The organism is Caballeronia grimmiae (genome assembly GCF_000698555.1).
Classification (GTDB): Bacteria; Pseudomonadota; Gammaproteobacteria; order Burkholderiales; family Burkholderiaceae; genus Caballeronia; species Caballeronia grimmiae.
Window position 1 is genome coordinate 1 of sequence record NZ_JFHE01000046.1, and the last position, 18,952, is coordinate 18,952.

The following is an 18,952-nucleotide window of genomic DNA, read 5'->3' on the forward strand; positions in this document are numbered from 1 at the left end:
ATCGCTGTCCAGCTTGGTGTGAAATACGCAGGGCGCGACAGCAGTGGTGTCGGCGGCGATAAACGCCTCTTCGTCATCAATTCCAAGCTCTTAAACCTTCTGGAGCGCCAGCTCGAAGCCGAACTAGCGGTGCCGACTCTGCCGCGCCTTTGAGCTGATGCGTCTCGACGGGAAGAACGCAAGTTTCCGTATCGTTGTACGACGTACACTAATAGTGTGCACCGTAAAAGGGTTAACGCCAGTGGTTCGCGACCTTACGAATGCGTATAGTTGGTTTCATGGGCTACACATCATGTGTACTGTGTACAACGCCTCGTGCAGCGGAGTTTTTAATCGTCCGGTTTGGCGGACCCTTATCCACGCTGACGTTCACAAGAAGCCGACCGGAAGCATCGCTAACACGGGTTAACCTCCGGCGCAATTCAACGGTCCGGGAATTTATCAGCTAACCGAAAGGGCCAAGCTGAAGTCAAGGAGATACGCATGAGCTTAAGCATTCCTGTCGCGTCCGAGGTCGAGCGACGCACCATACGAAAAGTCGTCTGGCGGTTGCTCCCATTCCTGATGGTTTGCTATCTCCTCGCGTTCATCGATCGAGGCAACGTGGGGATGGCGTCGCTTCAAATGAACCAAGACCTCGCGATGAGTGCTCGCGTGTTTGGCTTCGGCAGCAGCTTGTTCTTCGTTTCATATTTCTTTTTTGAAGTTCCGAGCAATCTTGCGCTGCAGAAATATGGAGCGCGCTTATGGATCGCTCGGATCATGATCACGTGGGGCGTTGTTTCAGCCTGCACAGCGTTAGTTCACAACGCGCCGACCTTTTACCTTCTACGCTTTTTGCTTGGCGCAGCAGAAGCAGGCTTCTTCCCCGGTGTGCTGCTCTATCTCACGTACTGGATTCCCGCTCAGTATCGTGGACGCATTGTTGCCACCTTCATGGTTGCAATTCCGGCCGCCAGCTTTATTGGGTCACCGATCTCGGCGCTCCTGCTGCAGATGGACGGGATCTGGGGTCTGCGCGGGTGGCACTGGCTGTTCTTGCTCGAGGGAATTCCGACAGTCTTGATGGGTATCGCATGTCTGTTTGTGCTCACCAACAAGCCTGAAGGTGCCAAATGGCTGAAGGATGATGAGCGCGAATGGCTCGTGAACGCTCTTGCCAGTGAGGATCGCACGCCCAAGAAAGTAAAGGAGATGCCGCTTCTAAAGTTGTTCAGCAATCGGTATGTGTTGTGCCTTGCGCTCGTTGACACGTGTGCGTCTGCCGCAGGCAGTACGCTGTCGGTTTGGCAACCGCAGCTCCTGAAGTCGTATGGCCTGAGTGTCATGCAAACCGGTCTGCTCAACTCGGTGCCTTATGCGTTTGCAGCGGTGCTCATGGTCTTCTGGGGGCGGCGCTCGGATCGAACGGGCGAGCGACGCTGGCACACCGTCATCCCGATGCTCTTGATTGGTGTTGGCCTTTTTGCGACCTCGTTCAGCGGGTCCCTGATTCCGACGATGTGCATGCTGTGTGCCGTGCTGGTAGGCGCTTACGCGTTCAAGGGACCGTTCTGGGCGCTGGCCTCAAGCATGTTGTCGAACAGTACTGCAGCCGCGGGCCTCGCGACCATCAACGCCATTGCGAATTTGCTGGGCGGCGGTTTGATGGTCAATGTGTACGGGTGGGTCAAGGAAGCGACCGGCAGCTATGCTCTGGCTTTGTTGCCCCTTGCCATCCTCACTTTGATCAGCGTGGCCACCTTGCTGTTGTTGAGCCGTAGCGCCTCCGGCCAAGGCGCGCGAAATAACGCGAAGGCAGTCTGAGCGTACGAATTGCCGGAAAGGCTTTACCTCTGAACCCGGACGATTAGAGCAGCCGCGATCGTGAGACCCTCGCGGCCTGCTCGGATCCGAATCAAATTGGTCACCGGCTCGTACCGAAGACCGAATAAGTCGGGAGACAGCGTCTCCCAGACAAAGCGGTGCTGTAGGCGAAAGCGGGTACTGCCGGATTGAGCAGCATCGCCTTCGCATTTCCACCGAGAAACGGCTGCGGTTCGAAGCGGGAGATTAGAAAGCTCGATGCGTTCGACTACCGCTTGGCATCGTTAGGAATACGAACGGACGTAACAAGGTACGGGCATAGATCACCGACCGCTCACCTAATGGAACGTGATTCATAACACCACAAACTGTGAACTGATTGACAAGGGAGCCACCGTGAAAGCATCAGACCTTTTTGTCCGAGCCCTTGAAAACGAGGGCGTGGACAGGATTTTCGCTGTGCCTGGCGAGGAGAACCTCGACGTCGTCGAATCGCTCCGCAATTCGAGTATCGAGCTCGTCATCACCCGCCACGAGCAGTCTGCCGCTTTCATGGCAGCCACCCACGGCAGGCTCACGGGTCGCCCCGGTGTCTGCATGGCAACCCTCGGACCCGGAGCGTTGAACCTGGTGACCGGTGCCGCCTACGCTCATCTTGGCGCAATGCCCATGGTGCTGATAACCGGCCAGAAGGCCATCATGACTGCACGGCAGGCGCGGTTTCAAATTGTCGACATTGTCGCGACAATGAAACCTTTGACAAAAGCGTCCCGGCAGATCGTCAGCGCAGGCAGTATTCCAACTGTCGTGCGTGAAGCGTTCCGCCTCGCTCAGGAGGAGCGACCGGGACCGGTACATCTGGAATTGCCTGAAGATGTCGCTAGCGAGCAAGTGCGCGATGACCTGGCGCTCGTTCCATTGCATAACGTCGAGCTCCCCGCCGCACAGGACGCCGCCATCGAAGGTGCGGCGGCACTTCTTATGGAAGCTGAGCGCCCGCTCGTGATGTTCGGTGCGGCAAGTAACCGTCCCCGACTCGCTGGTCTGCTGACGGATTTCATTCGCCGTACCGGGATTCCGTTTTTCAATACGCAGATGGGCAAAGGGACGGTCGCTGGCATTACGACGACAGAAAAGGGCACCGAACTGTGGATGGGCACGGCTGCGCTCAGTGAACGCGACTACGTTCACGAGGCAATCGACCAAGCGGATCTGATCCTCTCCATCGGTCACGACACGGTTGAGAAGCCGCCATTTATCATGGGGCCAAAGGGACCGAAGGTGATCCACGTCGGCTACACGCCCGCCAATGTCGAGCAGGTCTTTTTCCCCCACGCTGAGGTGGTAGGCGACGTCGGATCGAGTTTGGCGCGGCTGGCGGATTTGGTCCACGCCAAGCTGCCTAACGCCGGCGCACTGATTCCGCTGCGTGAAGGCATCTTGAAAAGAACGTTGGATCGGGCAGAGGAATCACGCTTTCCCTTGACCCCTCAACGCATCGTCCATGACGTGCGCACGGTGATGCCGGCCGATGGCATCGTCGCGCTCGACAACGGCATGTACAAGATCTGGTTTGCACGCTGCTATCGCACGCGAACCGCCAACGCGCTGTTGCTGGACAACGCCCTGGCGACGATGGGCGCAGGTCTGCCTTCGGCGATGATGGCTTCGCTGCTCTACCCCGAGCGGCGCGTGATGGCGGTATGTGGCGACGGCGGATTCATGATGAATTCGCAGGAGCTCGAAACCGCCGTCCGGCTCAAGCTCAACCTCGTCGTGTTGATCATTCAGGACGACGCCTACGGCATGATCCGTTGGAAACAAGCGGTCGACGATTTCGCGGACTGGGGACTGAACTTCGGAAATCCGGACTTTGTCCAGTATGCCCAAGCCTACGGTGCGAAGGGACGACGCGTCGAGTCGGCTGAAGGGCTGGTTCCGACGCTCGAAGCAGCGTTCGAAGAAGGCGGTGTGCAGCTCGTCGTCGTGCCTGTTGACTACTCGGAAAACAGCCGCGTGCTCGTTGACGAATTGAGAAACCGCGTGAAGGAGGTGGCGCAATGAAGATCAAAGCCGCCGTTTTGCAGGCGATGGGTGCAATCGCCCCTTACAGCGAATCTCGCCCGCTGCAGATCGAGGAGATCGATCTGGCTCCGCCCGGTCCTGGCGAAGTGTTAATCAAAATCGCCGCAGCGGGTCTCTGCCACTCCGATTTATCGGTCATCAACGGCGACCGGCCGCGTCCGATGCCGATGGCGCTCGGTCATGAAGCGGCTGGCGTGGTGCAGGAACTCGGCTCTGGCGTAACCGACCTTCAGGTGGGCGATCATGTCGTTGTCGTGTTCGTGCCGAGTTGCGGTCACTGCGCGCCGTGCGCCGAAGGGCGTCCTGCGCTGTGCGAGCCTGGCGCGGCTGCGAATGGTGCGGGCACCCTGCTGTCGGGTGCGCGGCGTCTTACCCGTGAAGGCGGAGTCGTCAATCATCATCTGGGATGCTCGGTGTTCGCCGAGTATGCGACGGTGTCACGTCATTCCGTCGTGAGAATCGATCCGACTGTGCCGCTGGACGAGGCGGCGCTGTTCGGATGTGCGGTGCTCACGGGCGTAGGCGCCGTCGTGAATACGGCGCAGGTTCGCGTCGGCGCGTCGGTCGCGGTCATCGGCCTGGGTGGCGTGGGACTGGCGGCCCTGATTGGCGCGCATGCCGCGGGCGCACGGCAGATCATCGCCGTTGACCTGTCGGACGACAAGTTGGAGCAGTCCAAGAGCCTGGGTGCGACCCACACCGTCAATGCCGGCCGCGAGGATGCGCTCGCGCATATTCGCGAACTGAGTTCGGGCGGCGTCGAGTTCGCGTTTGAATTCGCCGGATCGATTCGTGCATTGGACCTCGCCTACAGCATCACGCGTCGCGGCGGATCAACAGTGACCGCCGGGCTGCCGCCTTCGACCGCGCGCTGGCCGCTGCCAGCGGTAAGTCTCGTGGCTGAAGAGCGCACCGTGAAGGGCAGCTACATCGGCACGTGCGTCCCGTCACGTGACATTCCGCATTTCATTGATCTTTACAAGCAGGGGCGTTTGCCGGTCGATAAATTGCTCACAGGCCGATTGAAGCTCGATGAGATTAACCACGGTTTTGACTTGCTGCACGAAGGCAAGGCGATCCGCCAAGTAGTGGTGTTCGAATGAGCAATGCCAATCCAAACTGGGCGGATGGATGGGTCGTGATGCAGCGGGCGTTCCTTAACTCAATGAGTCCCGCTGCGGCGAAATCGGCGGCCTCGGAAGCTCAGACAGGCGCCGCAAAGCCGCTCATCCAAGAACAGTTCGCGGACCTGCAGGAAACGTGGAAGGAGTCGATCGAAAAATGGGCTTCCTTCGCTCAGAGCGGGGCCAGCGCTGACGCTTGGACGCCGAAGGCACTGCGGGAAATGTTTTCGCCCGCGCGATGGAGCGGGCAGGGGGCTGGCGCCTTCGACGCCAATCTGCAACATGTGATCGAAGGCCCCAAGTACGCGACGCTCTATGACCTGGACCGGAAGGTCGCCGAGCTGCAGAAGAGGGCGAGCGACCGGGACAAAGCCGTGCTGGCCTATCAGGCCATCGTGCAACGCGCGTGGAACACTGCACTCGAGCGTTTTATGAAGTCGATGTCATCGGCCGCAGAAGGCGCGCCGACGACATGGCGTGGCCTGGCCGATCGCTGGCTCGAGGTCGCTAACGAGACGCTGATCGAAGCCCACCGGACGAAGGAATTTGTCGACGCTCAAACCCGGATGTTGCGCGCAGCATCGGACTATCGGTTGAAGGAGCGCGACATCGCCGAATCGTGGTGTGAGGCGTATCACATTCCGACGCGCACCGAAGTCGATGAGATCCAGCGCACGGTCACAGAGTTGCGCCGCCAGGTCCGCCTGCTGCAGCGACAGAACGTGGCTCAGCATGAAGCAGCGACGAAGACGACTCCCACCCGACAGACGCGCGTGGCATCAAAAACCGCTCGTTCGACCCCATCCTAAGAGAACCGTATGGCTGCCGCCAAGAAATCGACCGTCGCGCGGGCGCTCGCTGAATTCAGCGACTTCAATCTAAAGCTCGCCCGTGGACAGCAGATGCTCGACCGGATCAAGGACGAGCACGTGGAGATCGCCACCGCCGACAAGGAAGTGGTGTTCCGCGAAGACAAAACGACGTTGTATCGCTACAAGCCGACAGCCGAGCGCACGCTGGGCATACCGGTCCTTGTGGCGTATGGCCAGATCGGCCGCTACACGATGACTGATTTGCAGGAAGACCGCTCGATGCTGCGCAACCTCCTTGCGCTTGGCGTCGACGTGTATGCGGTGGACTGGGGTAGCCCAACGCGTAGCGATCGCTGGCTCACCTTCGAAGACTACATCGACGTGTATTTGAACGACTGCGTCGAGTTCATTTGTCGTGAGCACGGCATCCCCGCAATCAATTTGCTCGGCATCTGCGAAGGGGGTGTCTTTTCGCTGTGCTATGCCGCGCTCTACCCCGAGCGCATCAAGAACCTGATCCTGACCATCACGCCGGTGGATTTTCATCAGGATCAGGCGGAAGGCCGCGTCAATCACGGCTTGCTGAACCTCTGGACGCGCGGTTTGGGCGAGGATGACATCGGCCAGTTGATCGAAGCAAACGGCAACCTGCCGGGCGAGCTGATGAGTCACGTCTTTTCGCAGATGACGCCGGGCGCGACCTTGTCGAAGTACAACGTAGGCTTGCTCGATACGTTCGACGACGAGAAGAAGCTGCTGAATTTCCTGCGCATGGAAAAGTGGCTGACCGACCGGCCGCATCATCCGGGTGAGGCGGCCAAGCAGTTGCTCGTCAACCTCTACAAGAACAACGAGCTGATACGCGGGGAATTCAAACTCGGCGGGCGCACCGTCGATCTGAAGGACATTTGCATGCCGGTTCTGAACGTCTATGCGAAGGATGATCACATCATTCCGCCAAAGACGACTCAGGCGCTCGGCGATGCAGTGGGCAGCGACGATTACCGCGAGATCGGGCTCGACGGCGGCCATGTCGGTGTGTTCGTGAGCGGCAAGTCTCAAGGCGTGCTGGGCAAAGGCATCGTCGAGTGGTTGCGCGAGCGCGATGATGCGTGAGCGTGATCCTTCCTTCGCTGAGATGGAACCGAAACTGAAGCAAGTCGACGTGATTGGGCGAGGCGGCTTTCACAAGCTCGCCTATGCCGACTGGGGTCCGCCGAAGGCAGAGCGAACGGTCGTGTGCGTTCATGGCGTGTCGCGCAACGGACGTGACTTCGATGTGTTGGCCGCGTCGCTTGCGGCGCAGGGCATGCGCGTCATCGTGCCCGACCTCCCGGGGCGCGGACGCAGCGAATGGCTGGCCTCGCCTAGTCACTATACCGACCGCGCCTATGTGCGCGCGATGTCGACGCTGATCGCACGGCTCGATGTGGAACAAGTTGATTGGGTGGGCACGTCGCTCGGGGGCCATATCGGCATGTTAGTGGCATCAGAACGTGGCACGCCAGTGCGACGCCTGGTGCTGAACGATTTCGGTGCGCGCGTGTCAGCAGCAGCGCTGCGGAAGATCGGCAGCTATCTGACTCGTTCATGGCGTTTTGCGTCCGTCGACGAAGTCGAGGCGCACCTGCGTGACGTTCACGCGCCGTTTGGCAAGCTTAGCGACGCGCAGTGGCGTCATCTCGCGCAGCACAGTGCAGTCGAGGATGACGCGGGTTTGCTCCGCTTTCACTTCGATCCGGGCATCGGGTTGCGCTTCGCAATACCGATTCTGCTCGACGTAATCCTGTGGCACGTCTGGGACAAGATCGTATGCCCGGTGCTGATCTTGCGCGGCGAGGATTCCGACCTGCTCGCGCGCAGCACGGTGGACGCGATGCTCAAACGCGGACCGGGCGTGAGCCCGGGCCGCGTGACCGCGGTCGAGTTTCCCAACTGCGGTCACGCACCGGCACTGATGGACGACGCGCAAATCGGCGTCATCCAGAACTACCTCTTAACCGACTAGCTGAGGCTCAACACGCGAGCCCGAGACTGCCATGATTCAAGACAAGGTCGTTACCGCTGACGAGGCCGTCGCATTGATACGCGATGGTGATGTTGTGAGCTGCTCAGGGTTTGTTGGCATCGGCACGCCCGAGGAACTGATTGCTGCGCTCGAGCGGCGCTTTGTCCAAACGCAGGAACCGCGGGACCTCACGCTCGTCTTCGCGGCGGCGCCCGGCGATGGCAAAGATCGGGGACTGAACCGGCTGGCTCACGAGGGACTCGTGCAACGTGCGATCGGCGGTCACTGGTCGCTCGTGCCGAAGCTGGGGGAGCTGGCAACCGACAACCGCATCGAGGCCTATAACCTTCCGCTCGGAACGATCTCCCATCTTTATCGGGATTCGGCCGCGCATCGTGCCGGTACGCTCACGAAGGTCGGACTCGGCACGTTCGTCGATCCCCGGCAGAACGGTGGGAAGATTAACGCACGCACCACCGAAGACCTGGTGCGGGTAATGGAGATTGACGGTGAGGAGTGGCTCTTCTATAAGGCGTTCTCCATTAACGTCGCGTTGATCCGCGGCACGACGGCTGATGCTGAGGGCAACATTACGATGGAGCGCGAGGCACTTATGCTCGACGCTCAGGCCGCCGCCATGGCCGCCCGAAATGCGAATGGGCTCGTCATTGCGCAGGTGGAACGCATTGCATCGAGCGGCTCGCTCGATGCGCGCAGCGTGGTTGTTCCGGGGGTCTTGGTCGATTGTGTGGTGCTGGCTTCGCCCTCGGCTCACAAGCAGACTTACGCCACCGATTACAACGCAGCTTACTCGGGCGAGATTCGCGTTTCGGTAAACAAGTTTCCGGCTTTGGCGCTCGATGAAAGAAAGCTGATTGCGCGGCGCTGTGCCTTCGAGTTGCCGCTGGGCGGCGTGATCAATCTTGGTATCGGCATGCCCGAGGCCGTGGCGGCCGTCGCCGCGGAAGAGCGCGTGCTCGATCACCTGACCTTGACCGCTGAGCCGGGCGTGATCGGCGGCATGCCGCAAGGCGGACTCGACTTTGGTGCGGGCATCAACACGCAGGCGCTGCTGCACCAGAACCAGCAGTTCGATTTCTATGACGGCGGCGGGCTCGATCTCGCATGCCTCGGCATGGCCGAAATCGATCGCGCCGGTAACGTCAACGTCAGTCGATTTGGACCCCGTCTCGCAGGTTCGGGCGGCTTCATTAACATTAGCCAAAATGCCCGTCGGCTCGTGTTCGCCGGGACATTCACCGCTGGAGGCATCGCGACCGATGTCGAGGGTGGTCAAATGCGCATCGTCGCAGAGGGGCGAACTCGCAAGTTTGTCGAAGCGGTTGAGCAAATCACGTTCAGCGGCCCGCTCGCAGCGGCAAAGGGACAGTCGGTCCACTACGTGACTGAGCGATGCGTTTTCAGGCTTCGACCGGAAGGTCTGCAGCTGATAGAAGTTGCACCGGGCATCGACATTGAGCGCGACGTGCTCGCGCACATGGCGTTCCGACCCATCATCGGCGAAGTGGCGTTAATGGACCCTCGCATCTACCGCCCGAAGCCGATGGGTCTGGCGGCGGTTCTAGAAGATCTGCAGCTGACCGATCGCCTCAGCTACGACGAGGAACGAAACATCCTCTTCGCCAATTTTGAGGCCATGACCGTTCGCAGCGACGATGACGTCGAGTGTGTGCGGCGCGTGTTCGATGCGCTTTGCACCAAGGTGGGCCGGCGGGTGGCGTTGATCGTTAATTACGACGGCTTCCGGCTCGACGACTCAGTGGCTGACGCGTACTTCGAGATGGTCGCGGACCTGCAAGCCAGGCACTACACGACGACCACTCGATACACCACCAGCGCCTTCATGCGCATGAAGCTCGGCGAGGCGCTCGCTTCGCGCCAGGCCGCTGCGCATGTTTTTGAGACACATGCTGAAGCTACTGAGTTCCTCCATACGCAATAGCTGACGCGAGGCGCACGATCCGGTACTCCGGATTTGACTCGATCACGGTACGGCAAATCCGGCAAGATGCACCGGTCCCGTCGTTCCGAAAGCGGATATAGATTGTTAGCTATGCCGTTTTTTAGCCTGTCCAACGGAAGCAGGCTTCGGTGTTCAACCTTAAAGCAATTCAGTGAGCAAATGGATAAAATTAAGCCTCCAGGATATCTGGTAGAGAATGCAGCACTTGGCCGATTCAGGGCGGACTCGCGAAGGCTAGCCGCCTCCTCGACGGACGTCATTCGATCCGTAGGAATTTATACGGTCTTACTCCGTGACCCGACTGCGTCGCTATGCTCAGCGCCACTTGACCGGCCTGATGTGAGTTCGGTTGCTATTCTTGGATATAACTGACGACCAAGATCCCTCGAAGTGTTGACAGCCGGCATCAGACACCCGCCGCGTGGGGGATTTCCCTGGCGCCGCGCTTGATGAGCATGAGCGGCACCGCGAGAAGCGGTCGGCACATCCAACGGGGTTCTTCCGAAAGACCGGCCGGAGCAACGCAAGGGGTGAACGTTCCGCCGTTGCTCGTCGGCCCGCCTGCGACTGCGGCTACTGACTGGCGCTCGCGCCTTGTCCGGCGCCGACCTTCTTTTGCGCGTTCTGGACGTCCTGCGGGTAATTGGGGTCCTCGCCCCGGCCGGGGTTGTAGCCCGCGTCCTCCAGTTTCTTCAGTTCTGCGTTCTTCTTTGCGCGCGCCTGCTTGCGCGCAGCTTTCTTCTCGGCCTTCTGCTCGGCTTTGGTCGGCGGTGCCGGTTGGACGGTGCCGCTCCCAGCGCCCGTGCCGGTCGTTGCCGAGTTATCCTGTGCGCTCGCATGCGTCGCGACGCTCAGCGCGAAAGCAGCCAGTATCGACGAGACCGCGAGTTTGCTCCTAAACGTTACTTTCATACGTCTCTCCTAAAGTTTGGTTGTCCAACAAGCGACCAGCAAGCGCTTCCCAGGCCGTGACGCGTTCGTCGTCGCCGCGGCGGCACGCAAGGCGTGCCGGTCATTGTAAGACGGGTCCGTACAAAGGTTCAGGTTACTAGGAGCCCGTGCCGAAAAGCGCCGCCGTGCGACGCCTTCCGAGCCTCCGACGCGCGTTGCGGTGAGCAGGTGAGGCGAACGCGGCGGTCTGCGAACTTGCGATCGGACTGCTGCTATCCCTCTTACGGCGTATTCCGTCGGCAGACCGGTTTGTCAGAGACGAGGCATGGGCTCATGAGCTCTTCCTGTTGGCGTCGAGCCTGGCTGGCAAAAGGATCGGCATTGTGGGTCTCGGTCGGATCGGCCAAGGTATCGCACGTCGTCTGGCTGGCTTTGACGTGGAGATCGCCTATTGCGGCGTGAAGGTTGAGCGAGTGCCATACGTGATGCTTGCCGACGTGCAGGAGCTTGCGACTTTCGCGGACATCTTGATCGTGTGCTGTCCTGGTGGCGACAAGACTCACCATCTCATCAACGGCGCGGTCCTGTCCGCACGCGGTTCGAGCTTTTCATTCGCTCGCAGCCGACCCAAGTCGGCCGCCCCTGCCGGCGCAAGCGTATCGCCCTCGCCGCGACGATACTCGGGTCGAGCATGGCGTTCATCGACGGCTCCGTCGTCAATGTCGCGCTGCCCGCCATTCAAAGCGACTTCCGCGCGAGCGTCCAGGCGGTGCAGTGGGTGGTGAATGCATACCTGCTCTTTCTCGGGTCGCTGGTGCTGGTTGGCGGGTCCATGGGCGATCACTTCGGCCGCCGCACCGTCTTCATTGCGGGCATCGCGCTGTTCACGCTCGCGTCGGCCACTTGCGGGTTTGCGCCGACCGTTCAGGCGCTGATCGCCGCGCGCGCGTTTCAGGGCATCGGCGCCGCATTGCTTGTACCGAGCAGTCTCGCGATCATAGGCGCCGTGTTCGAAGGCGAAGCCCGGGGGCGTGCAATCGGCACCTGGGCCGGCGTGGGCGCTATTACATCGGCGCTTGGGCCGGTGGCAGGCGGCTGGCTCGTGGATGCGTTGTCGTGGCGAGCGATTTTTTTCCTCAACGTGCCGCTTGCAGCGGTGACGATTGCGCTCGCCTTGTTGTCAGTGCCCGATAGCCACAAGGTCAAGGCGCCTCGACAAGTCGACTGGCCCGGCGCGGTCTGCGCCGCAGCAGGACTTGCCGCGCTCACGTACGGCCTGACCGAGGCTTCAGTGCACGGGTTCGCCGATTCACTCGTACTGTCCGCAATCGGCGCCGGTGTCGTCGTGCTCGCCGTATTCGTGAGGATGGAGGCGAAAAGCCGTCACCCGATGATGCCGCTCGACGTCTTTCGCTCACGAGATTTCACTGGCGCCAATCTCGTGACACTGCTGCTTTACTTCGGCATGGGTGGCGTATTTTTCTTCCTACCGTTCACGCTGATCCGCGCCCATGACTATACTGCGACGCAAGCGGGTGCGGCCCTGCTTCCGGCGCCCGTCATCATCGGTTTGCTATCGCGGTTTATGGGCGGTTTGACGAGCCGCTTTGGCTCGCGCGTGCTGCTGACGGTTGGGCCAAGCGTCGCCGGAATCGGGTTCGCGCTGCTGGCGCTGCCGTTTGCGCGCGGCAGCTATTGGAGCGGATTCTTTCCTGCGCTCGCCGTGCTCGGGATCGGGATGACGGTCACCGTCGCGCCGCTAACCACGACGGTCATGAATTCGGTGCCGGCCGACCGCGCGGGCATTGCGTCGGGGATCAACAACGCTGTTGCGCGCGTGGCGAGCCTGCTGGCGATAGCAGTGCTTGGAATCGTCTTCGTCTGGTCGCACGACGCGGCGTTATCGGCGCGGCTCGACGCGTCGTTCAGCGCGCAGGCGCCGTCCAACGCAACGTCCAGGGTGGCTGTTGTACCGTCTCTCCCCTTGCGAACGCGTTCGCCTTACCCTAAAGTAAGGAGCAGGAGGGCGCGTCATGACGGCAGCAACCATTACATCCAAGGGGCAGGTCACTATTCCGGTCGACGTGCGCAATCGCCTCGGCCTTGAATCCGGGGACCGCATCGAATTCAGCTTCAACGAGGCGACCGGTCGGTACGAGGTCTACCCGGCCACGCGTTCGCTCACGTCGCTCAAGGGCATTGTTAAGAAGCCGGCCAAAGAGGTTTCAATAGACGACATGAACCAAGCGATTGCGGAGCACGGAGCATCCGCCCGATGATCGGACTTGATACAAACATACTGGTCCGCTATTTCGCGCAAGATGACGCCGTGCAATCGAAAGAGGCGACGGCGTTGATGGAGTCCTTGACCGCCGAGCGGCCGGGGTTTGTCTCGCAGGTCGCACTGATCGAGGTCGTTTGGGTGCTTGCGCGCTGCTACGACGTCAGTCGCGGACAGATCAAGGAGATCCTTGACTCGATGCTCGGGACGAAGGAATTAGTGATTGAGGCGACGGACACGATTCGAAAAGCTCTTCGTGTCTTCGCGGCATCCGAAACGGCTGATTTTGCCGACTGTGTCATCGAGCGGGCTGGCCACGTCGCGGAGTGCGAGTACACCGCCACCTTCGATGTTGCCGCTTCAAACGTCGCCGGAATGCGCTTGCTAAAGTGAATGGTCGCGATAGCCGATATACGTTGCGAACAGAAGTCCTCAGATCCACCAATGACTGCATAAGGAAGAAGCGAAATGGCCGGGCGTTTTGTACTCTTGTTGACTATGATCCTGGCGCTGGTCGGTTTGGCTGCCTGTAATACGGTCGCCGGTTTCGGGCGGGACATCACCGATTCTGCGAACGCGGTTAAACGTGTCGTTTTCTGAATCGCTTTGAATGGGGAGAGGGAAGTAAGCGAAAACGTTACGAACGGGATCGAAGCGGCAGGGAGATCATCTACAAGCTAAGCACAACCGCAATGTTCAGTGCGTGACATCGCCGATGAGGCAGCAGCACAGCCGTTTGCTCATACTGTTCCCGCCTCCCAGATGCGGATTTCTAAGGCCATGGAAGCACGGCGCGGGCATTGTTGAGAACATCATGTGATGCCAGAATTCGTGCATACAGGACAGGAGTTGATCGTGCGAACCACCATTGCGCTTGATGATGACTTGATCGCCAAGGCGCAGGCTTATACAGGCGTAGAAGAGAAGACTGCGCTCGTGCGTGAAGCGCTGAAGGCGCTGATTCAGCGAGAAGCCGCAAAGCGGCTTGCGAATCTCGGGGGAAGCGAGCCGGGGATCACTGGCGCACCTCGTCGCCGGCAGAACGCTGAATGATCCTCGTTGATACGTCGGTCTGGATCGACCATATTTAGTGCGGCCGATCCTGTGCTCACCGCCCTTCTAGCGGATGAACGTCTGCTGGCTCACCCGTATGTGATCGGCGAAATCTCGCTCGGCAGCTTGCGCAATCGTAAAGTGGTGCTTGGCGCGCTGCTCGATTTGCCGAGCGCACCCGTCGCGATCCCGCAAGAGATTTTCTTTCTTATCGAGCGGGAAGGTCCGTTCGCTCGTGGCATCGGATATGTCGATGCGTCGCTGCTAGCGTCCGCACGCCTCCAGCCCAGCGTCACAGTTTGGACGCGTGATAAGCCCCTGAAAAGCGCTGCTGACGAAATCGGCCTTGGCGCAGCGCTTGGCCACTGAAAACGCGGAAAACGAACCATGTCCAAGTCGACTCCAGCACTTGCTAAGCGGGCAGCGATTAACGTTTTTGCGTGATTCTGCCGAGTCGCGAGAGATGCCCAACGGCGGGCCGCTAACCGAGGCCGTTGTGCAGCTCCATTTCGACGCGGCGGACATGATCGAAGAATCCTTGTCGGATCTTCGTGACTATGAGTGAGGAAAACGACGCATCCCATTAGGAGATGAGACGATGGCCACTATCGAACTCCGAATCAACGATCGTGAACTTGAAGCCGAGCTTACCGCTGGATTGAGGGTAATCGTTCGTGAGCGCGATGTGGCTGAGGTCGCTTACTCGTTGAGTGAAGCGTTCGCCGCGCTGCTTCCGCAAGGTCCGGAGTATGTGCTCCGATCGACTGTCGACGAAGCGATCAGGGCACTGCTACGAAAGCACGCACTGCCCAATTAGGGAGCGGGGCACATGGCCCTTAGACAGCGCTCACGGCGATATGCGAGCGGGTGACGGCAAGAGTCCCTCGAACCTTATAGGACACCAACACGCGCGAAGAGTACGTGCTACAGACGGACGAATTGGGCACGATCGTCGCAGCAGCACCGGTGACCAAGAAACACGCTGATTTGCTGACGATGTTCGCAATGCGCACCGACTACCGGTCTCTGCGTTACGTCATGACGCGCGATACATAGGGTCCGTCACCGGCTCGAATCATTGATGCCGACGGCCGAGAAAATCTCGCCCGACTATCAGGCATGGATCGAGGCGGAACTGCAGGCAATGGCGGCTCAGCACGCGCGGTATGGCTGGCGCACAAGGATGCGGGATACCTGCTCACCGAGAACGCGCGATTGCGGCATTACCTCGTTCACGACCGTGGCGGCCAACAGAACAACTTCGTCCAAGTCTTCCTCGAAGCGGGCTTTCCCGGCGTCATGCTGTTTGGATGGAACAAGGGTGGCCCCGCGCTCCCGCGAAACGAGACCAGTTAGTGCCGAACTGGTAGGCAGCGAAGATTTTCAGCCAAAAGTGATAGAGATCGCGATAGACGTTCTGGCGGGTCCGCAGCCAGGACGCTTCAAGGACGGCCAGATAGCTGGCCATGCCGATCGTAATGGCGGGAAACAGGATGTGAAAGGATATCGTGAAGCCAAACTGAAACCGGGCGAGGTCGAGCACCGTCAGGCCGAACATGCGTTCTGCTCCTTCAACATGACCGAATAGTCAGCGATTTTCGCAAACGGAGTCGTTGTACCTGCGCCAGGACCTGGCCCACCGCGCGGTTGGTCTCGACGGCCAGCGCGACGTCTTGGGTAAATGCCGACTCGTCGACGATGAACCTGCGAGCCACGGTAGATCTGATAGACGAACTGCGCGACATGGTAGCTAAAGGCGAGGAAATCCGCCTTGAGGATATCGATTTCATGAGCCGGTTCCAGACGCACAACACCCCGCGTTCGAGCGTTACAAGCTCCAGGTAACAACCGCCCGGTGAACTCCTTCGACCATTGCATCAGGTAGGCGGTCGTCATGCGAGGACCGCCGCTTCCTTGGCCGACCGCCTACGACTGGCCGGTCCCGCCTCGAAGGAGACGGCCGCAGTTCATGTTCGAATGGTTCCAACGGGTCGCTCCGCGTCGCTCGGCGCCGGATCGCCGGCGTTTTGCAGAAGTGCTTCGCTTACGTCAGGTCGCTATACTCCAACTCGAGCAGATCCTGAGCAAGAGCAAGATCTCCTGTCCTTAGATTAGCTGCCGTTAGTTTGGGTGACTCTCTACCACTATGCTATCGATTGCCGACCGTTGGTTTGAACTGAAGCGTATCAGTGACGAAATCACCCTGCTATGGGAACCTCATGTCGTACCACTGATGCGGTGCAATGTCTGGCATGTGCGGGGCCGCGACCGGGACCTGCTGATCGATACGGGATTGGGCGTCGCCAGTCTGCGTGACGCGGCCCGGCATCTGCTGCAAAAGAAGGTAACCGCAGTCGCGACACATACGCACTCGGATCATGTTGGCGGGCATCATGAGTTCGAGCACACGCTTGTCCACGAACTCGAGGCCGACAACCTGCGCTCGCCACGCCAGCACGGCACGCTTTTGGCTTCGGTATTGGGCGATGCCGCGATTCGTCGATACCACGAATGGGGCTATCCGTTTGATGGCGATCTGATAACCGCTCTTCCAAGTGCCGATTACCAGATGTCTGACTACCGCGTGCGACCTGCGTCCGTCACGGAAATCGTCAAGGAAGGGGATATTGTCGATCTCGGTAACCGGCACTTCGAGGTCCTGCATCTGCCAGGCCATTCACCGGGAAGCATCGGTCTTTGGGAGCCGAGCACCGGCACGTTGTTTTCCGGCGATGCGATCTACGATGGCCCGCTGCTGGACGAGATTGGCGGTGCCGATATCCCGACTTATGTGCGCACGATGAAGCGTTTGCGCGATTTGCCGGTGCAGGTCGTCCATGCGGGACACGACGCGAGCTTCGGACGGGACCGACTGGTCGCCCTGATCGATGCCTATCTGGCGAAGCGCGAATGATCGTCGCGGGAACGTATTCGTGGAACGGCGATAAACCATCACCACTGGCCGCTTTGCGGCCAGTTTGCGCCACTCAGATCAAACGACTGTCCGTCCCTTCCCGCTCCGACACGGGACGGTCACTCATCAGCCGCTTCTTTCGAGCCTTCCTGAGGCAAAATCATGAACTCGGCCCGTCGCCGAAAATGTTCACTTGCAGCCGCCGAACGTTTAGCCGCGTACAGGTGACGCGTGTCCCAACACGACGGCAGCCATCAGCACCGCGACCATTGCAAGCGCTTCGACTGCCAGCAGCCGGTCGAAGCCTCGCTGCACATGGAGAAGGACCGCCGTCGCCAATCACCGCCGACTCCAGGCGCGGCGAATAAATCAGCCGGTTAAAGCCGCCCAGCAATACAGCCAACGTGACGAATGCGAGTGTGAGCGCCAACATCTTGCCGTACAGCACGCTTAGCGACGGGGCGCCGAGGTGCGCCATGTCCTGCGTCGCGTTATAGAGGCCGGTCACGACATACAACAGGTACTTCAGGCCGAGGCCAAAGTTGTTGAAACCACGGGCAGTCGGGTCATGTTGCATCTCGTACGAGCCGGTGACCGCAGTCAACCCGAAAGACTGCCGACGAATTGCCGGATTCCATCGACAATAGGTTGCTGATCTCCCGCGAAGGGCCAATGATCTGCGCCGTCGAGCTCGACGAATCGCGCCCGAGGGATTTCGCGACCGAACTCTAATCCAACGGGGAGAGCGCTGCGGCCGAGTAATCAGCCGACACGAATCGCTGCCGATGGGTCCGAGCATGTGAGTATCAGATTGGCGTGGGCGGATTCAACCGGTCGATGCAATAGCTTGATGGAATCGTTCAGCTGGTGTCTCGTAACCTAGCGTCTTCCCTGGGCGCTCATTCAGCCTTCTCGCCACGGCATTGAGTTTGGCTTGCGAATAGACCGACAGATCGATGCCTCTTGGCAAGTACTGTCTCAACAGCCCGTTCGTATTCTTGTTGGAGCCGCGTTGCCATGGATGCTTGGGGTCACAGAAATACACGGCAATGTCAGTGGCGATGGTGAACCGTTTGTGGCCCGCCATCTCGGTGCCCCGGTCCCAGGTAAGCGATTTGTAGAGTTCTTGCGGAAGCTTGCCGACGTGTTTGATAAGCGCGTTAGCCACCGTCTCACTGTCCTGGCTGTCCACCTTGACCAACATGACATAGCGTGTTTGTCGCTCTACGAGCGTTGCGATCTGGCTGTTACCGCTGCCGCACAGGAGGTCGCCTTCCCAGTGCCCCGGAACGGCGCGGTCCTCAACCGTAGCAGGACGTTCGCTGATCGAAACGGCGTCGCGGATACGACCGTGATCCTCGGTCTTCTGCGTGTGATGACGTGAGCGACGCATGGCACGGGTGCGCCGCAGGGTGCTCCAGCAGCTCTTTCTTCAGCGCGCCGCGTGCTTGAATGAACAGGGTTCGATAGATCGTTTCGTGTGATACGTGGAAACCCTCGCTGTCCGGCCTTGTTCGCTTGAGCCATCCGGCGACCTGCTGCGGCGACCATTCCAATTGCAGCTTTGCCGCCACGATTTTTGCCAGCGCCGGTGTCGCGACCAGTTTGCACGCCTTCGGGCGCAGCGCCCGCTGCCAGGCGAGCCCATCGGCGGAGTCGGCCCGATAGCCTTTGTCGCCGCTGTTGCGCTTGATCTCGCGGCAGATCGTAGACGGCGCTCGCGACAGGCGCCGTGCGATCGATTGGATCGAATCCTCCGCTGCCAGACCTCTCGAGATTTGTTCGCACTCGGCAAGCGTGAGGGACCGCTTCGATCGGCGTCGCGGTGGAGGCTGTATCCCTCCAGTTTGCGCCAGTATTCTAGCTACGGATGAATGGTTACGATCGAATAGCTGCGCAATATGCTTCAGCGACTCGCCCGCACGCCAGCGCTCCCACATCAGCGCTCTCTGCCTCTCACTGTAATAGGTTCGGCGTCTCTGTTTCATTGCAAC

Annotated in this window: 15 protein-coding genes and 5 pseudogenes; 15 read left to right on the forward strand and 5 right to left on the reverse strand. The window is 59.9% G+C overall.

All coding sequences use genetic code 11. The features are described from left to right. The first annotated feature begins 483 nt into the window (after positions 1-483). From BG57_RS27000 to BG57_RS27030, 7 genes are all read left to right on the forward strand, one after another. Positions 484-1,806: an MFS transporter gene (locus BG57_RS27000; protein WP_035969942.1), complete on the forward strand. Its 1,323-nt coding sequence runs from the start codon at positions 484-486 to the stop codon at positions 1,804-1,806. 396 nt (positions 1,807-2,202) lie between these two features. Continuing rightward, complete coding sequence (locus tag BG57_RS27005; protein ID WP_075583220.1) at positions 2,203-3,870, forward strand: acetolactate synthase large subunit; 1,668 nt, start codon at positions 2,203-2,205, stop codon at positions 3,868-3,870. Continuing rightward, on the forward strand, positions 3,867-4,994 hold the full coding sequence (locus BG57_RS27010) for a zinc-dependent alcohol dehydrogenase family protein (RefSeq protein WP_035969943.1): 1,128 nt from the start codon (positions 3,867-3,869) through the stop codon (positions 4,992-4,994). The genes BG57_RS27005 and BG57_RS27010 overlap by 4 nt, the downstream gene beginning before the upstream one ends. Beyond that, positions 4,991-5,824, forward strand: coding sequence for a poly(R)-hydroxyalkanoic acid synthase subunit PhaE (locus BG57_RS27015; protein WP_035969945.1), 834 nt, complete (start codon positions 4,991-4,993; stop codon positions 5,822-5,824). The genes BG57_RS27010 and BG57_RS27015 overlap by 4 nt, the downstream gene beginning before the upstream one ends. A gap of 9 nt (positions 5,825-5,833) precedes the next feature. Beyond that, positions 5,834-6,943 carry a class III poly(R)-hydroxyalkanoic acid synthase subunit PhaC gene (gene phaC / locus BG57_RS27020; RefSeq protein WP_035969946.1) on the forward strand — a complete coding sequence of 370 codons (1,110 nt, stop codon included), beginning with the start codon at positions 5,834-5,836 and terminating at the stop codon, positions 6,941-6,943. A gap of 22 nt (positions 6,944-6,965) precedes the next feature. Continuing rightward, positions 6,966-7,835 carry an alpha/beta fold hydrolase gene (locus tag BG57_RS27025; RefSeq protein ID WP_035969947.1) on the forward strand — a complete coding sequence of 290 codons (870 nt, stop codon included), beginning with the start codon at positions 6,966-6,968 and terminating at the stop codon, positions 7,833-7,835. Between the two features lie 31 nt (positions 7,836-7,866). Then, on the forward strand, positions 7,867-9,798 hold the full coding sequence (locus BG57_RS27030; RefSeq protein ID WP_081851003.1) for an acyl CoA:acetate/3-ketoacid CoA transferase: 1,932 nt from the start codon (positions 7,867-7,869) through the stop codon (positions 9,796-9,798). 594 nt (positions 9,799-10,392) lie between these two features. Here the strand turns inward: BG57_RS27030 and BG57_RS27035 are convergent. Then, positions 10,393-10,731 (reverse strand): DUF4148 domain-containing protein, encoded by a 339-nt coding sequence (locus BG57_RS27035; RefSeq protein WP_052006030.1) that lies wholly within the window; start codon positions 10,729-10,731, stop codon positions 10,393-10,395. Between the two features lie 248 nt (positions 10,732-10,979). Here BG57_RS27035 and BG57_RS31930 point away from each other — a divergent pair. The 7 genes and pseudogenes from BG57_RS31930 to BG57_RS31935 form a co-directional block, all read left to right on the forward strand. Further along, positions 10,980-11,291, forward strand: a pseudogene (locus tag BG57_RS31930) (NAD(P)-dependent oxidoreductase); the annotation flags it as partial. Positions 11,292-11,320: 29 nt separating this feature from the next. Beyond that, positions 11,321-12,628: pseudogene (locus BG57_RS27040) on the forward strand (MFS transporter); the annotation flags it as partial. 115 nt (positions 12,629-12,743) lie between these two features. Beyond that, on the forward strand, positions 12,744-12,989 hold the full coding sequence (locus tag BG57_RS27045) for an AbrB/MazE/SpoVT family DNA-binding domain-containing protein (RefSeq protein ID WP_035969948.1): 246 nt from the start codon (positions 12,744-12,746) through the stop codon (positions 12,987-12,989). Then, on the forward strand, positions 12,986-13,384 hold the full coding sequence (locus BG57_RS27050; protein ID WP_035969949.1) for a PIN domain-containing protein: 399 nt from the start codon (positions 12,986-12,988) through the stop codon (positions 13,382-13,384). Before BG57_RS27045 ends, BG57_RS27050 begins: the two co-directional genes overlap by 4 nt. A 462-nt stretch (positions 13,385-13,846) precedes the next feature. Continuing rightward, positions 13,847-14,044 carry a type II toxin-antitoxin system VapB family antitoxin gene (locus tag BG57_RS27055; RefSeq protein ID WP_035969969.1) on the forward strand — a complete coding sequence of 66 codons (198 nt, stop codon included), beginning with the start codon at positions 13,847-13,849 and terminating at the stop codon, positions 14,042-14,044. Beyond that, a pseudogene (locus tag BG57_RS27060) lies at positions 14,041-14,413 on the forward strand (type II toxin-antitoxin system VapC family toxin). The gene BG57_RS27055 and the pseudogene BG57_RS27060 overlap by 4 nt, the downstream one beginning before the upstream one ends. Before the next feature lie 229 nt (positions 14,414-14,642). Further along, positions 14,643-14,861, forward strand: a complete 219-nt coding sequence (locus BG57_RS31935; protein ID WP_053572583.1) for a hypothetical protein — start codon at positions 14,643-14,645, stop codon at positions 14,859-14,861. 507 nt (positions 14,862-15,368) lie between these two features. On the opposite strand, the pseudogene BG57_RS27065 reads toward BG57_RS31935, so the two are convergent. Then, positions 15,369-15,602: pseudogene (locus tag BG57_RS27065) on the reverse strand (cytochrome ubiquinol oxidase subunit I); the annotation flags it as partial. Continuing rightward, positions 15,590-15,940 (reverse strand): hypothetical protein, encoded by a 351-nt coding sequence (locus BG57_RS32755; RefSeq protein ID WP_152562719.1) that lies wholly within the window; start codon positions 15,938-15,940, stop codon positions 15,590-15,592. The pseudogene BG57_RS27065 and the gene BG57_RS32755, both read right to left, overlap by 13 nt. Positions 15,941-16,190: 250 nt before the next feature. On the opposite strand from BG57_RS32755, the gene BG57_RS27070 reads away from it, so the two are divergent. Beyond that, positions 16,191-16,958 carry an MBL fold metallo-hydrolase gene (locus BG57_RS27070; protein WP_035969951.1) on the forward strand — a complete coding sequence of 256 codons (768 nt, stop codon included), beginning with the start codon at positions 16,191-16,193 and terminating at the stop codon, positions 16,956-16,958. 160 nt (positions 16,959-17,118) lie between these two features. Here BG57_RS27070 and BG57_RS32760 read toward each other — a convergent pair whose 3' ends face one another. Together BG57_RS32760 and BG57_RS27075 are read right to left on the reverse strand one after the other, a co-directional pair. Further along, positions 17,119-17,562 carry a CopD family protein gene (locus tag BG57_RS32760; protein ID WP_075583217.1) on the reverse strand — a complete coding sequence of 148 codons (444 nt, stop codon included), beginning with the start codon at positions 17,560-17,562 and terminating at the stop codon, positions 17,119-17,121. 222 nt (positions 17,563-17,784) lie between these two features. Further along, a pseudogene (locus BG57_RS27075) lies at positions 17,785-18,946 on the reverse strand (IS30 family transposase). Positions 18,947-18,952 lie beyond the last annotated feature (6 nt).

Bases quoted from the DNA above. Each gene is read 5' to 3' on its own strand.
- BG57_RS27000 (WP_035969942.1), top strand. From the start codon at position 484: ATGAGCTTAAGCATTCCTGTCGCGTCCGAGGTCGAGCGACGCACCATA.
- BG57_RS27010 (WP_035969943.1), top strand. From the start codon at position 3,867: ATGAAGATCAAAGCCGCCGTTTTGCAGGCGATGGGTGCAATCGCCCCT.
- BG57_RS27015 (WP_035969945.1), top strand. From the start codon at position 4,991: ATGAGCAATGCCAATCCAAACTGGGCGGATGGATGGGTCGTGATGCAG.
- phaC (WP_035969946.1), top strand. From the start codon at position 5,834: ATGGCTGCCGCCAAGAAATCGACCGTCGCGCGGGCGCTCGCTGAATTC.
- BG57_RS27025 (WP_035969947.1), top strand. From the start codon at position 6,966: ATGGAACCGAAACTGAAGCAAGTCGACGTGATTGGGCGAGGCGGCTTT.
- BG57_RS27030 (WP_081851003.1), top strand. From the start codon at position 7,867: ATGATTCAAGACAAGGTCGTTACCGCTGACGAGGCCGTCGCATTGATA.
- BG57_RS27035 (WP_052006030.1), bottom strand. From the start codon at position 10,731: ATGAAAGTAACGTTTAGGAGCAAACTCGCGGTCTCGTCGATACTGGCT.
- BG57_RS27045 (WP_035969948.1), top strand. From the start codon at position 12,744: ATGACGGCAGCAACCATTACATCCAAGGGGCAGGTCACTATTCCGGTC.
- BG57_RS27050 (WP_035969949.1), top strand. From the start codon at position 12,986: ATGATCGGACTTGATACAAACATACTGGTCCGCTATTTCGCGCAAGAT.
- BG57_RS31935 (WP_053572583.1), top strand. From the start codon at position 14,643: ATGGCCACTATCGAACTCCGAATCAACGATCGTGAACTTGAAGCCGAG.
- BG57_RS32755 (WP_152562719.1), bottom strand. From the start codon at position 15,940: ATGACGACCGCCTACCTGATGCAATGGTCGAAGGAGTTCACCGGGCGG.
- BG57_RS27070 (WP_035969951.1), top strand. From the start codon at position 16,191: ATGCTATCGATTGCCGACCGTTGGTTTGAACTGAAGCGTATCAGTGAC.